Source organism: Saccharopolyspora mangrovi, from assembly GCF_035320975.1.
Lineage (GTDB): Bacteria > Actinomycetota > Actinomycetes > Mycobacteriales > Pseudonocardiaceae > Saccharopolyspora > Saccharopolyspora mangrovi.
In genome coordinates this window covers 46,410-59,221 of sequence record NZ_JAWLNX010000005.1, presented here as the reverse complement: position 1 = coordinate 59,221, position 12,812 = coordinate 46,410, and the positions used below count along the sequence as shown (strand labels likewise).

Below are 12,812 nucleotides of genomic sequence, written 5' to 3'. Positions count from 1 at the left end.
TTTGACTGCGTCAAGCCGTTCTCATCCTAGGAGAGTTGTGAGTCAGCAGCGGTTGTTCACCAGCGAGTCGGTGACCGAAGGGCACCCCGACAAGATCTGCGACGCGATCAGCGACTCGGTCCTGGACGCGCTGCTCGCGCAGGACCCCCGTTCGCGCGTCGCGGTCGAGACCCTGGTGACCACCGGGCAGGTGCACGTGGCCGGTGAGGTCACCACCGAGGCCTACGCCGACATCCCCGCCATCGTCCGGGACAAGATCCTCGAGATCGGCTACGACTCCTCCGCCAAGGGCTTCGACGGCAACTCCTGCGGCGTCAACGTCGCCATCGGTTCCCAGTCGCCCGACATCGCCCAGGGCGTCGACACCGCGCACGAGACCCGCGTCGAAGGCGTCATCGACGAGATCGCCCAGCAGGGCGCCGGCGACCAGGGCCTGATGTTCGGCTACGCCTGCGACGACACGCCCGAGCTCATGCCGCTGCCGATCGCGCTGGCCCACCGCCTGTCGCGCCGGCTCACCCGCGTCCGCAAGGACGGCGTGCTGCCCTACCTGCGGCCCGACGGCAAGACCCAGGTCACCATCGAGTACGACGGCGAGAAGGCCGTGCGGCTGGACACCGTGGTGCTGTCCACGCAGCACGCCGAGGAGATCGACCTCGACGGGCAGCTGGCCGGCGACATCACCGAGCACGTCGTCGAGCCGGAGATCTCGTCGCTGGAGCTCAACACCGCCGACACGCGGCTGCTGGTCAACCCGACCGGACGCTTCGTCGTCGGTGGCCCGATGGGCGACGCCGGGCTGACCGGCCGGAAGATCATCGTCGACACCTACGGCGGCATGGCCCGCCACGGTGGTGGCGCGTTCTCCGGCAAGGACCCGTCGAAGGTGGACCGCTCCGCGGCGTACGCGACGCGCTGGGTCGCCAAGAACGTCGTCGCGGCCGGACTCGCCAAGCGCATCGAGGTCCAGGTGGCCTACGCGATCGGCAAGGCCGCGCCCGTGGGCCTGTTCATCGAGACCTTCGGCACCGAGACCGTCGACCCGGACCAGATCCAGAAGGCGGTCAACGAGGTCTTCGACCTCCGCCCGGCCGCCATCATCCGCGACCTCGACCTGCTGCGCCCGATCTACTCGGCCACCGCCGCCTACGGCCACTTCGGCCGCACCGACGTCGACCTCCCGTGGGAATCCACCACCCGCGCCGACGCCCTCAAGGCCGCAGCGGGCCGCTGACCCAGGAGATCGAAGAGGCGTCTCGGAACCGGTTTCCGAGACGCCTCTTCATTTCCGCCAGGTCTCGCGCTGATCAGAGCTTGCCCGCCAGCAGCGCGGTGCGGTGGCCGCCCAGCCGCCGGCCGATCTCGTCAACGAAGTCCTGCTTCAGCGACGGCCAGTTCCAGAACGTGAAGCCGAGTTGGCCCAAGGCGAGGTGATCATCCGCCCAGAGCCAGGCGGTGGGCTCCACCGGCCGTTCGCAGAACCGGCACGCGATGACACCGTCGAGCCCTTCCGGCCAATCCGTGAGGACTTCGCGGAACGGGGCCCAGGCCTCGTCGATCAGCTGCCAGCACGCGTCGACGAGCCGGAGCTCCTTCGCGCAGTGCGGACAGGTCACCGCCTCCACCTCGCCCTGCCCCGCGTCGAAGACCGCGCGTCCCACGGTGATGTCCAAGCCCTTGGTCCACAGGCGCTGCCACCCGTCGTCCTCCGACGGATCCTCCAGCGCCTGGCCGGCAGCGGGCCCGGGCGGGTGACCGACCTGGGCCCCCAGCACGCAATCCGTGCGCTCGGACAGGACGATCCCCGCGGAAATCAGCCAGTCCCGCACCTCGGCCGCGAAGTGCTCCGCGTCCTCCGCTCCCACCTCGACGTCGACGATCGTCTGAAACCAGTCACCCATTGCCGTTGTCGCTCCCGCTCGGTCATCGATCAGCGCAGGGCCGGTCGACATCGACGCGGCCGGCCTGGAAATGTCGATCAGTCTAGGAAGCCCCGGCCGGTCCGGGGTCGAGTTCGAACACGAAACCCCGGAGAACACGCGAATCCTCGTCGATCGACAGCCGCACCTCGTGCCCAACAGCAGAACTGGTCGTGTCGTGCTGGGTGACGTGAAATTGACGTGGTCCCTCGGGTGGGTGACGCTGGGGGTGTGGGGCCGGTTGAGGATCGGTTCGAGGCTTACGGCCTGTCGCACTGGGTGCTGTTGGTGCTCATCGTGGCCGGGTCGGTGCTGCTCGTCGTGCTCGGGCGGGGGTTGCGCGGGGACGGCGTCGAGCGGTGGTGCCGGGCGTTCGCCGTGGTCGTGCTGGCCTTCAACGTTCCGCTGCTGGTGTTCCGGCTGATGCCGGGGGAGTGGGACGTCACCGAGTCGCTGCCGCTGCACCTGTGCGACCTCGCGTGGATGGTCGCCGCGTGGGCGCTGTGGACGCGGCGAGTCACCCCGCACGCGCTGCTCTACTTCTGGGGCCTGACGCTGACTCCGCAGGCGATCATCACGCCCGCGCTGGACTCGCCCGACTTCCCGCACGTCAACTTCATCGAGTTCTGGGGCCAGCACCTGCTCGTGATCTGGGCAGCGGCCTTCCTGACCTGGGGAATCGGGATGCGGCCGGACTGGCGCGGCTACTGGGTCTCGGGCGGGGTCACCGTCACGTGGGGCCTGGCGATGCTGGTGTTCAACGAGGCCGCCGGCACCAACTACGGCTTCGTCAGCAGCAAGCCGGAGAACCCGTCGCTGCTCGACCTGATGGGCGGCTGGCCCACCTACCTCGCCGTGGAGCTCGTCGTCGGCATGGCCGCCTGGGCGCTGCTGACCTGGCCCTGGACGCGGCCCCGCGAACCCGTCACGGCGCCTTGAAGCCCTGCTGCCGCCACGCCTCGTACACGGCCACCGCGGCCGAGTTGGCGAGGTTCATCGACCGGATCCCCGGCAGCATCGGGATCCGCACCTTCAGCGACGCCGCCTCGATCAGCTCGTCCGGCAGCCCCACCGACTCCGGCCCGAACAGCAGCACGTCCCCCGGCCGGTAGTCGACGTCGGCGTAGGAGGTCTCGGTGCGCGCGGTGAACGCGATGACGCGCTCCGGGCGCAGCGCGTCCCAGCAGGCCTCCAGGCTCGGGTGGACGTGCAGCGCGGCTCGGTCGTGGTAGTCCAGCCCGGCGCGGCGCAGCTTCGCATCCTCCACGGAGAACCCCAGCGGCTCGATCAGGTGCAGCGCGGTACCGGAACCGGCCGCCATCCGGATCGCGTTCCCGGCGTTCCCGGGGATCTCGGGGTGGTAGAAGACGACGTGAAACACTCGAAAATGTTTTCACACGCCCGCTGGGAGCGCCCACCACGGGTCAGACGAGACCGCCGGTCACGCGCACGTTCTGCCCCGTCACCCACCGGGCCGCATCGCTGACGAGGAAGGCGACGACGTCGGCGACGTCCTCCGGCGTGCCGAGCCGACCGAGCGGGATCATGCCCGCCGCGGCGTCCCGCGCCGCCTGCGGCAGGTTGTCGCGCAGGAAGTCGGTGTCTGTCGGGCCGGGGGAGACGGCGTTGACCGTGATGCCCCGCTCACCGAGCTCCTTCGCGGCCACGACCGTCAGCTGTTCGAGCGCGGCTTTGCTGGCCGCGTAGGCGGATTCGCCGGGGGAAGCCCACACCGTGGTCATCGTCGAGATGTTCACGATGCGCCCGCCCCGGGGCATCAGGCCCGCCGCGCGCTGCATGGCGTGGAGCGGGCCCTTGGTGTTGACCGCCAGCACGCGGTCGAACTCCTGCCCGGTCAGCTCCGGCATCGGTGTCGTCGAGGCGATGCCCGCGTTGTTGACCAGGACGTCGAGGGCGCCGACCTGGGAGAACAGCTCGTCGAGCTCAGAGGGGACGCCGACGTCGGCGAGCACGGCCCGGGCTCCCGTCCGCGCCGCGAGCTCGGCGGCCTCCTGCTCGTGCTGGAGGTAGCTGAACAGCACCTCCGCTCCGCCGGCGGTCAACCTGCGCACGATCGCCGCGCCGATGCCGCGCGAGCCACCCGTCACCACTGCTGTCGTCATGACCCCAGCGTCGCGCCGACCGCGGAGAGGGCGCTTCCGCGATGTCGACGACAATGAAGCGATGGACACCGCCGCACGGTTGTTGCGCCTGCTGACGCTGCTGCAGAGCCGCCAGGACTGGACGGGGCCCGAGCTCGCCGCGCGCCTGGAGGTCAGCACCCGCACGGTGCGCGCCGACGTGGAACGCCTGCGGAGCCTGGGATATCCGGTCAACGCCACTTCGGGCGTCGGAGGTGGCTACCGGCTCGGCGCGGGTGCTGCGCTGCCGCCGCTGCTCCTCGACGACGACGAGGCGGTCGCGGTGGCCCTCGCGCTGCGCTCGGCGGGCACCGAAGGGGCGATCAGCGCGCTCACCAAGCTGCAGCAGGTCCTCCCATCGCGGCTGGGCGAGCACGTGCGGGCGTTGCAGGCCACCAGCGCGGCGGTCGCCGGTCCCGACGTCGATGCCGACGTCCTCGGCGAGATCGCCCGCGGCTGCCGCGCCCACGAGCGGCTGCGCTTCGACTACCGCGTCCGCGAGGAGGCGTGACCAGCCGTGACGTCGAGCCGCACCGCCTGGTCAGCACCGGCCGCCGCTGGTACCTCGTCGGGTGGGACCTCGACCGGGCCGACTGGCGCACCTACCGGGTCGACCGGATGCGGCTGCGCACCCCGGGCGGTCCTCGCTTCGAGCCCAGGCAGCCGCCTGACGGGGGCTTCACCGGGTTCGTCACGCGGGGCATCGCGCAGGTGTTGTGGAACTACCGAGCCGAGGTCGAGGTCCACGACTCGGCGGAGGAGGTCGCGGGCCTGCTCCCGGTCACCTGGCCCGTCACCGCGCTCGGCCCGCGGAGCTGCCTGGTGGAAGCCGGCGCCGACACCCCGCACGACCTCGCCGTCCACCTCGCCGCATTCGACCGGGACTTCACCATCATCGACGCGCCCGAGCTGCGCGAGGCGGCGGCGCACCTCGCCCACCGGCTCAGCCGCGCCGGCTCGCCGTGACCAACTCGCCGGTCGACTCCGGGGACCGGTCACGACGGGGGTGCATGGTAGAGAAGAGGCATGGCAGCAGGGCAGCCCCGGAAGCGGAAGGGGGAGGAGACCGAGCGCACGGCGGCGGCGAACAGCCCCATCGCGCGCGTGCTGGTCGACGTGCCGCTGCCGGTGCACCTGGACCGCCCGTTCGACTACCGCGTCCCCGACCGGCTCGACGCCGACGCGCAGCCCGGCTGCCGGGTGCGGGTGCGCTTCCGCGGCAAGCTCGTCGACGGCTACCTGCTGGAACGCGTCGAGACCTCCGACTTCAAGGGCAACCTCGCCTGGCTGGAGCGGGTGTCCTCACCGGAACCGGTGCTCACGCCCGACATGCTCGCCCAGGCCCAGGCCGTCGCCCACCGCTACGGCGGGATGCTCGTCGACGTCCTGCGGCTGGCGATCCCGCCGCGCAGCGCCGCCGCCGAGAAGTCCGCGCGCCGCGAGCCGCTCCCGCCACCGCAGCGCCCGGAAACGCCCGCGTGGCAGCGATACCAGCACGGTCAGTCCTTTGTGGACGCGCTGCACGCTGGTCGTCCCGCGCGGGCGGTGTGGCAGGCGCTGCCGGGGGAGGACTGGCCGGCCCGGCTCGCCGAGGCCGCCGCGACCACGGCGTCGGCCGGGCGCGGCGCGCTGATCGTCGTCCCCGACCACCGCGACCTCAAGCGCCTGCACTCCGCGTGCGCGGCGCTGCTCGGCGACGACGTGGTGACGCTGACCGCCGACAGCGGCCCGGCCGAGCGCTACAAGCACTGGCTCGCCGCGCTGCGCGGCGCAGCCCGGGTCGTCATCGGGACGCGCGCGGCGATGTTCGCGCCGGTCCGCGACCTGGGGCTGGCCGTGGTGTGGGACGACGGCGACGACCTGCACAGCTACCCGCAGGTGCCTTACCCGCACACCCGCGACGTGCTCACCCAGCGCGCCCACACCGCCGGTGCGGCGCTGATCGTCGGCGCGTTCGCGCGCACCGCCGAGGCCGCGCTGCTGGTGGACTCCGGTTGGGCGCACGAACTCGTCGCGCACCGCACCGAAGTCCGCAGCGCCGCACCGCGCGTCACCTCCATCGGTGAGGACGACACGCAGCTGGCGCGCGATCCGGCCGCCCGCGCCGCCCGGTTGCCCTCGGTCGGGTTCGAGGCCGCCCGTGCCGCGCTCAACAACGGCGCCCCGGTGCTCGTCCAGGTGCCCCGCCGCGGCTACGTGCCCGCTCTGGCCTGCGGAGACTGCCGCGAACGCGCTCGGTGCCGACGGTGCGCCGGGCCGCTGGCGCTGCCCGGCGGAACCGAGGACGGCATGCCCAAACCCGCCGCGTGCCAGTGGTGCGGGGCGGCCGAAGCCGCGTTCAAGTGCCCCCAGTGCGGTTCGCGCCGACTGCGCGCGGTCGCCGTCGGCGCCGGCCGTACCGCCGAGGAGCTGGGGCGCGCGTTCCCCGGGTTCCCGGTGCGCACCTCCGGTGCGGGTGAGATCCTCGCCGACGTGCCCGGCAAGCCCGCGCTGATCGTGTGCACGCCCGGCGCCGAACCGGTCGCTGAAGGCGGCTACGGCGCGGCGCTGCTGCTCGACGGCCGCACCATGCTCGGACGACCGGAGCTGCGCGCTTCGGAGACCGCGCTGCGCAAGTGGTTCGCCGCGGCCGCGCTGGTCCGGCCCGCTTCCGAAGGCGGGCGCGTGGTGGTGATGGCCGAGTCCTCGCTGCAGCCGGTGCAGGCCCTGGTCCGCTGGGACCCCGCTTGGTACGCCGCGCAGGAGCTCGCCGAACGCGCTGAACTCGGCTTCCCACCCGCCCGCCGGGTCGCCGCCGTCGACGGCACGCCCGACGCCATCGAAGCCCTCCTGGACTCCGCGGACCTCCCCGCCAGCGCCGAAGTCCTCGGGCCGGTACCGCTCGGCGAGGTCGACGAGGACGGCAATTCCGAGCGGGAGCGCCTCATCGTCCGCGTCGACCGCTCCGAAGGCCGGGCGCTCGCCGACTCCCTGCACGCCGCCCAGGCGATCCGCGCGGCGAGGAAGGCCACCGAGCTCCAGGTCCGCCTGGACCCGTTGGAGATGCTGTAGTGGTGCGGATCTTCCTGGAAACCGCGCGGATGGTGCTGCGGGAGCTCACCGAGGAGGATTCCGGCGAGGTCTTCCGCCTCAACAACGACCCCGAGGTCATGCGCTACCTCAACGGCGGCCTGCCGACCACGTTCGACGACGTCCGGTCCAGGACCATGCCGCTGTACCTGGACCGCTACGCCCGCTTCGACGGCCACGGCAACTGGGTCGCCGCCGATCGCGGAACCGGGGAATTCCTGGGCCTCTTCAAGTTCCACCCGGACACGCCGGCCGAGGCCGACAACTTCGAGCTCGGCTACCGGATGCACCGCTCCACCTGGGGGCGGGGCCTGGCCACCGAGGGCGCGATCGCCCTCATCCGCAAGGGCTTCACCGAACTCGGCCTGCGCCGAGTCTGGGCCCAGACCATGACGGTCAACACCGGATCCCGCCGGGTCATGGAGAAAGCGGGCCTCCGCCACATCCGCACGTTCTTCACCACCTGGCCGGAAGGCCCCGTCGAAGGCTCCGAGCACGGCGACGTCGAATACGCCCTCACCCGCGACGAGTGGCTCGCCCAGGGATGACTGCCGGGTCTCAGCGGGTGGGGAACATCGCTCGGAGGGTCTTGGTGCGGTTGCGCTCCGCGTGCGTGGTGGCCAGGTGTTGGGCCCGGCGGGGGTCACCTGCGGCGATGGCGTCGACGAGGGCGTGGTGGTCGTCGGAGACCGAGTGCGGGTCGGGGATCTGCCGGACCAGCCACTGGACCCGGTAGAGGACGGGCGCGATGACCTCGCTGAGCGTGCGGTTGTGCGCGGCGGTGACCAGCAGCTGGTGGAACAGCGCGTTCGCGTCGTGCGCACCGGCCGTGTCACCGGAGCTGAAGGCGGCGTCGGCGTCATCGGCCGCCTCGCGCAGTGCGGTGAGGTCGTCGTCGGTGCGCTGCTCGGCGGCCTGGCGGCAGGCGACGGCCTCCAGCGCCTGGCGGATGTCGAACAGCTCGCTGACGTCGGTCTCGGTCCAGGTGCGCACGACCAGACCGCGCGAGTTGCGGACCTCGAGGAAACCTTCGGCGCGCAGCGCCTGCAACGCCTCCCGGGCGGGAAGCCGCGAGACACCGTAGGTGTCGGCGACGTCCCGCTCGACGAGCCGGTAGCCGGGAGGGTAGCGACCGATGATCACGTCGTTGCGCAAGGTGTCGATCAGCCGACCTCGCAGCAAGACGTTCTCGGTCGCGTTCGGGTGAGGATCTGTCCGGGACATGCCGTCCCCGATCCTAGCAGTGCGCTCGGCCGAATCACCTGCTCACCGGCCCACGCCGTCGGGCCGCGCGGGCGCGTCGAAGGGGAAGCGCCGGCGGTACTCGTCGGCGGCCTCGGCCATCGTCACGAACTCGACGCCCTCGAAGCCCGCCCACCGGTCCAGCAGGCGTTCCAGCATCAGCAGCACCTGAGGGCGCCCGGAGACGTCCGGGTGCAGCGTCATCGGGATGACCGCGTAGTCGAGCTCGCGGTGGACCCAGTCGAACTGGTCGTTCCACAGGGCCTCGATGTCGCGCGGGTTGACGAAGCCGTGCGAGTTCGGGTGCGACTTGATGAACATCATCGGCGGCAGGTCGTCGACGTACCAGTTCCCGCAGAACTCGACGAGATCGATTTCCCGGCCGTGGGCAAGCGGTTTCATCCAGTGCGCCGCGGGCTGCGAGGTGTCGATCGGGGTCCACCGGTCGCCGACGCGCGCGTAGAACGGCACGAAGTCGTGGTAGTTCTGCGAGTGGTCGTAGGAGAACCCGAACTCGGCGAGGATGCCCGCGGTGTGCTCGCTCATCTCCCACCACGGCGCGACGTACCCCCGCGGTCGCTCGCCGCAGAGGTCCTCGATGAGCTCGACGCTCTTGGTCATCACGTCGCGCTCCTGCTCCGGCGACAGCGAACGCGGGTTCTCGTGGCTGTAGCCGTGCGCGCCGATCTCGTGCCCGGCCTCGACGCACATCCTGGCCTGCTCGGGGAACGTCTCGATCGAGTGGCCGGGCCAGAACCACGTGGTGGTGATGCCGCGCCGTTCCAGCAGCTTGAGCATCCGGGGCACGCCGACCTGGCCGGCGAACACGCCGCGCTGCATGTCGTTGGGGGAGTTCTGGCCGCCGTAGGAGCCCAGCCATCCCGCGCAGGAGTCCACATCGACGCCGACGCAGACCTGGATCTTCTTCATGCGTTGCTTCCCTTTCCACATCGGGGGTTCACTGGTCGAGGAGAGCGGACACCGCATCCCGCGCGGCGTTCACGGCCTCCACATCGGACGCGGACCACTCGCGTTCGGTCATGCTGTGCGCCGACAGCCACGCCACGACGTCGCCGTCCCGCTCGACCGGGCCCAGCACCTGCGCGCACACGCCGTAGACCTCGCGCAGCGCCTGCGGCGGGAAGGGCGGTTCGGTGAACGCGGGCTGGACGAGGACCCGGCGGTGCTCGTCCAGCCACCGCACGGTGTCGAGGCCGCGCTGGTCCAGGGACGGGTCGTGCTGGATGGAGCGCACGCCCGCGGCGCGCGACTCGGCCGCGCACAGGTCGACGTGCAGGCCCCGGCGCGCGTCGTCGACGCGCAGGGTGGTCCGGTCGCAGCCGGTGCGCTCGCGGAGCTCGGTGACGATCGCGGTGGCCCGGTGCCGCAGGTCCGCTTGGTCGAGCAGCGCCCCGGCGCCGGTGATGCGCGCGGGCGCGCCGGCGGTTTCCAGGGCCCACCACAACGTCGCGGCGATGCTGTCGATCACCGGCACGCCCAGCTCGTCCTCGACGGACCCGGCGACCGCGGCCCCGTCGACGTTGGTGCAGATCAGTCCGACCGCCTGGCCACCGGAGCTCATCGCTCCGCGCAGCAGCGCGGCGACCTCGGCGGAATCGGGGACGGCGAAGGAGCGGTTGTCGGTCAGGCCCCACTCGTGATGTCCGGTGATGCTGATCCCGTGCTGCGCGTACTCGGCGACGATCGCCTCCACCACGTCGGAGGTGTAGGGCGTGGCGCAGGCCAGTTCGGTGATGCCGAAGGCGCGGCAGGCCCGCAGGATCGCCAGCGTCGAGGTGGTGGCCGGGATACCGGTGCGGTCGGTGATCGCCTCGACGATCCGCCGGTCGTGGTCGGCTCCCAGCCAGGACCCGGCGGTGCCGTTCCAGACGACGCAGTCCACCGCCGCATCGGCCAGCAGCGCAGCGGCGTCGACCATCGTCGCGATGTCGAAGGACCCGCCCGAGCCGTCGCGTGCGATGGCGTGCACCGGAATTCGGGTGCACACGAAGTCCACATCGGACCGGTCGATCAGCAAACGCCTGGTGGCGGGCTCGACGGTCGTGTTCGATGACGGGACGATCATGCCGATGCGCGTCATGCCGCACCTCCTCGGATCGGGCTGGACTCGGAGCGCGGAGCCAGTCGCGTGCTGTAGTCCAGGACCAGCACGGAGATCGTCATGAGGACCCCGGCTCCGACGAAGTAGAGCAGTGCCCCGGTGTAGCCGCCGGTCGCGCCGACGATGAGCCCGACCGCGATCGGCGTGATGAACCCGGAGACGTTGCCCGCCAGGTTCATGGCCCCGCCGAGCACCCCGGCGTCCTCGGTGCCGCCGAGGATCGCGGGCACGGCCCAGAACAGGCCGACCCAGCGCAGGAAGAACAGCACGGTGGACAGCAGGGCGATCGCGGCGATCGGGCCCGGCACGAGCACGACGCCGACCAGTCCGGCGATCACGCACAGCCCGGCGAACCCGAGCAGCGTCCGCATCACCGGGTTGGTGCGGTAGCCGCGGTCGCGGAGGCGGTCGGCGAGCTGCCCGCCGAGGATCTCACCGACGAAGCCGGCGCCGAAGATGACGAAGGTCGACCAGCCGATGGTCTTGAGGTCGAAGCCCTTGCTCTCCGACAGGAACAGCGGTCCCCAGGTCAGCAAGCCGTAGAAGACGCCGTTGAAACCCAGCCAGCCCAGGCACATCGCCCAGAAGCTGCGGTAGCGCAGGTAGTGCACGAGACCGGCCCGGCGGCCGGTGGCCTGGTGCCGCGCGTTCTCCTCGCGCCGGGCCTCGGCGAGGTAGGCGCGTTCGGCGTCGTCGACGCCGGGATGGGCTTCCGGGGTGTCGCGGATGGCTCGCCACGCCCAGAACCCGAGCAGCATCGTGGCGACACCGGCGGCGACGAACGCCCATCGCCAGCTGCCGGTGGCCGCGATGAGCCCGGTGATCACGACGCCGCCGAACGCCGAGCCCAGCGGTGCGCCGGCGTCGAGGATGGTGGCGCCGCGACCGCGTTCCTTCTCGGTGAGGAAGACGGCGTTGAGCTTGCCGCCCGCGGGCATGATGGGTGCCTCGGCGACGCCGAGCGCGGCTCGCCCCACCGCCATCGTCGCGGTGTTGGGCGCGAGCCCCGAGATCGCGGTCGCTCCACCCCAGCCCAGGCAGGCGGCGGTGATCAGCTTGCGCGGGCCGAACCGGTCGATCAGCCAGCCGGCGGGGATCTGCATGGCGGCGTAGGCCCAGAAGAAGACCGACAGCAGGACGCCGGTGACCTCGGGCCCGATGCCGAACTCGGTCTTGATCATCGGGAGGGCCACGGACAGCGATCCGCGGTCGATGTAATTGACGGTGACCAGCAACAACAGGAGACCGAACAAGCGCCAACGGGTGTTGGACATCTGCATCATCCTTTGTTTGGTATACCAGCACGGTATACCAAACAAAGGTATGAGCTGATCCGCCGATGAACAAGGCTCAGTTGTAACCGTCGGGTAAAAGCCGCGTCCGGAGTGCTAGGGGCTCGTGGCCCGGACCGGGCCCGGTTGGCCGGTCCGGTGCTCGATGGCTCGGTCCAGGACGGCGACCAGGACTTCCTTGGTGGCTGGTTTGCTCCGGGCGTCGAAGTGCAGGACCGGGACGTCCGGGTCGAGGTCGAGCGCCGCGGCGATCTGCTCCGGTTCGTGCCGCGGGGCGCCGTCGAACTCGTTGACCGCGACCACGAACGGGATCCCGCGGTCCTCGAAGAAGTCGAGGATGGCGAAGCACTGGCCCAACCGCTGCGGATCGACGATGACGATCGCGCCCAGGGCGCCGAGCGCGATGCTGTCCCACATCGGCCAGAACCGGTCCTGGCCCGGGGTTCCGAACAGGTAGAGCTTCGGTCCGCTGGGCAGGTCCAGGCGACCGAAGTCCAGCGCCACCGTCGTGGTCTTCTTCTGCTCCACGCCCGCCAGGTCGTCGACGCCCACGCTCGCCTCGGTGAGGATCTCCTCGGTGCGCAGCGGTTCCCGGTCGGTGAGCTTGGTGATCATCGTGGTCTTGCCGACCCCGAAAGCCCCGGCGATCACGATCTTCGCCGAGGTCGTGTTCGGGTCACAGGTTCCGGACATCGTTGCGCAGCCTCTCCATGAACGAAACGTCAGGCCGGTCGGTGCGCGGCGCGGACACCCGCAGCAGGCCCTGGTCGACGAGCTCGCCGACCAGGACGCGCGCCACCGAGATCGGGCTCTCCAGCTCCGCGGCGATCTCCGCCAGCGAAACCGGTTTCGCGCACAACTCCCGCACCGCGGCCGCGCTCAGCGACACCTCGTGCTCGCGGGCCTCGGGAGTGGCGCGCAGCAGGGCCGAGACGTCCAGCTCCTCGGAGTGGAGGTCGGTGCGGCCCCCGGTGTGCACGTAGGGCCGCACCAGCGGCCCGGGTTCGTCGTCCCACTCGGCCATGCC

General features: G+C 71.3%; 13 protein-coding genes and 1 pseudogene. 5 read left to right on the top strand and 9 right to left on the bottom strand.

The window, feature by feature from the left end; all coding sequences use genetic code 11:
- The first annotated feature begins 37 nt into the window (after positions 1–37).
- A complete protein-coding gene (metK, locus tag R4I43_RS08930; RefSeq protein ID WP_324265088.1) occupies positions 38–1,234 on the top strand; it encodes a methionine adenosyltransferase in 1,197 nt (398 codons plus the stop codon).
- Between the two features lie 73 nt (positions 1,235–1,307).
- On the opposite strand, the gene R4I43_RS08925 is transcribed toward metK, so the two are convergent.
- Positions 1,308–1,901, bottom strand: a complete 594-nt coding sequence (locus R4I43_RS08925) for a hypothetical protein (RefSeq protein ID WP_324265087.1) — start codon at positions 1,899–1,901, stop codon at positions 1,308–1,310.
- Between the two features lie 249 nt (positions 1,902–2,150).
- On the opposite strand from R4I43_RS08925, the gene R4I43_RS08920 reads away from it, so the two are divergent.
- Complete coding sequence (locus R4I43_RS08920; RefSeq protein ID WP_324265086.1) at positions 2,151–2,858, top strand: YwaF family protein; 708 nt, start codon at positions 2,151–2,153, stop codon at positions 2,856–2,858.
- Here R4I43_RS08920 and R4I43_RS08915 read toward each other — a convergent pair.
- Both R4I43_RS08915 and R4I43_RS08910 read right to left on the bottom strand, forming a co-directional pair.
- Positions 2,845–3,300, bottom strand: coding sequence for a tRNA (cytidine(34)-2'-O)-methyltransferase (locus R4I43_RS08915; protein WP_324265085.1), 456 nt, complete (start codon positions 3,298–3,300; stop codon positions 2,845–2,847). The two genes, R4I43_RS08920 and R4I43_RS08915, sit on opposite strands and share 14 nt — an antisense overlap.
- A 43-nt stretch (positions 3,301–3,343) precedes the next feature.
- Complete coding sequence (locus R4I43_RS08910) at positions 3,344–4,042, bottom strand: SDR family oxidoreductase (protein ID WP_324265084.1); 699 nt, start codon at positions 4,040–4,042, stop codon at positions 3,344–3,346.
- Between the two features lie 61 nt (positions 4,043–4,103).
- Here R4I43_RS08910 and R4I43_RS08905 point away from each other — a divergent pair.
- From R4I43_RS08905 to R4I43_RS08895, 3 genes and pseudogenes are all read left to right on the top strand, one after another.
- A pseudogene (locus tag R4I43_RS08905) lies at positions 4,104–5,026 on the top strand (helix-turn-helix transcriptional regulator).
- Between the two features lie 60 nt (positions 5,027–5,086).
- Positions 5,087–7,111, top strand: coding sequence for a primosomal protein N' (locus R4I43_RS08900; protein WP_324265083.1), 2,025 nt, complete (start codon positions 5,087–5,089; stop codon positions 7,109–7,111).
- Positions 7,111–7,677: a GNAT family N-acetyltransferase gene (locus R4I43_RS08895; RefSeq protein WP_324265082.1), complete on the top strand. Its 567-nt coding sequence runs from the start codon at positions 7,111–7,113 to the stop codon at positions 7,675–7,677. The genes R4I43_RS08900 and R4I43_RS08895 overlap by 1 nt, the downstream gene beginning before the upstream one ends.
- Positions 7,678–7,687: 10 nt before the next feature.
- Here R4I43_RS08895 and R4I43_RS08890 read toward each other — a convergent pair whose 3' ends face one another.
- From R4I43_RS08890 to R4I43_RS08865, 6 genes are all read right to left on the bottom strand, one after another.
- Positions 7,688–8,353, bottom strand: a complete 666-nt coding sequence (locus tag R4I43_RS08890; protein ID WP_324265081.1) for a GntR family transcriptional regulator — start codon at positions 8,351–8,353, stop codon at positions 7,688–7,690.
- A gap of 42 nt (positions 8,354–8,395) precedes the next feature.
- Positions 8,396–9,301 (bottom strand): polysaccharide deacetylase family protein, encoded by a 906-nt coding sequence (locus R4I43_RS08885; RefSeq protein ID WP_324265080.1) that lies wholly within the window; start codon positions 9,299–9,301, stop codon positions 8,396–8,398.
- 28 nt (positions 9,302–9,329) lie between these two features.
- Entirely contained in the window at positions 9,330–10,472 is a 1,143-nt protein-coding gene (locus R4I43_RS08880; protein ID WP_324265079.1) for an aspartate racemase/maleate isomerase family protein, read from the bottom strand.
- Positions 10,469–11,767, bottom strand: coding sequence for an MFS transporter (locus R4I43_RS08875; protein WP_324265078.1), 1,299 nt, complete (start codon positions 11,765–11,767; stop codon positions 10,469–10,471). The genes R4I43_RS08880 and R4I43_RS08875 overlap by 4 nt, the downstream gene beginning before the upstream one ends.
- 114 nt (positions 11,768–11,881) lie before the next feature.
- The gene (locus tag R4I43_RS08870) at positions 11,882–12,478 is read right to left on the bottom strand and encodes a GTP-binding protein (protein WP_324265077.1); all 597 of its coding nucleotides are present in this window, start codon (positions 12,476–12,478) and stop codon (positions 11,882–11,884) included.
- Positions 12,462–12,809 (bottom strand): DUF742 domain-containing protein, encoded by a 348-nt coding sequence (locus R4I43_RS08865; protein ID WP_324265076.1) that lies wholly within the window; start codon positions 12,807–12,809, stop codon positions 12,462–12,464. The genes R4I43_RS08870 and R4I43_RS08865 overlap by 17 nt, the downstream gene beginning before the upstream one ends.
- Positions 12,810–12,812: the final 3 nt, after the last annotated feature.

What these genes read in the sequence shown, in the direction of transcription:
- R4I43_RS08875 (WP_324265078.1), bottom strand. Translation starts at nt 11,767, where the DNA reads ATGTCCAACACCCGTTGGCGCTTGTTCGGTCTCCTGTTGTTGCTGGTC.
- R4I43_RS08865 (WP_324265076.1), bottom strand. Translation starts at nt 12,809, where the DNA reads ATGGCCGAGTGGGACGACGAACCCGGGCCGCTGGTGCGGCCCTACGTG.
- R4I43_RS08870 (WP_324265077.1), bottom strand. Translation starts at nt 12,478, where the DNA reads ATGTCCGGAACCTGTGACCCGAACACGACCTCGGCGAAGATCGTGATC.
- R4I43_RS08880 (WP_324265079.1), bottom strand. Translation starts at nt 10,472, where the DNA reads ATGACGCGCATCGGCATGATCGTCCCGTCATCGAACACGACCGTCGAG.
- R4I43_RS08885 (WP_324265080.1), bottom strand. Translation starts at nt 9,301, where the DNA reads ATGAAGAAGATCCAGGTCTGCGTCGGCGTCGATGTGGACTCCTGCGCG.
- R4I43_RS08900 (WP_324265083.1), top strand. Translation starts at nt 5,087, where the DNA reads ATGGCAGCAGGGCAGCCCCGGAAGCGGAAGGGGGAGGAGACCGAGCGC.
- R4I43_RS08925 (WP_324265087.1), bottom strand. Translation starts at nt 1,901, where the DNA reads ATGGGTGACTGGTTTCAGACGATCGTCGACGTCGAGGTGGGAGCGGAG.
- R4I43_RS08890 (WP_324265081.1), bottom strand. Translation starts at nt 8,353, where the DNA reads ATGTCCCGGACAGATCCTCACCCGAACGCGACCGAGAACGTCTTGCTG.
- R4I43_RS08910 (WP_324265084.1), bottom strand. Translation starts at nt 4,042, where the DNA reads ATGACGACAGCAGTGGTGACGGGTGGCTCGCGCGGCATCGGCGCGGCG.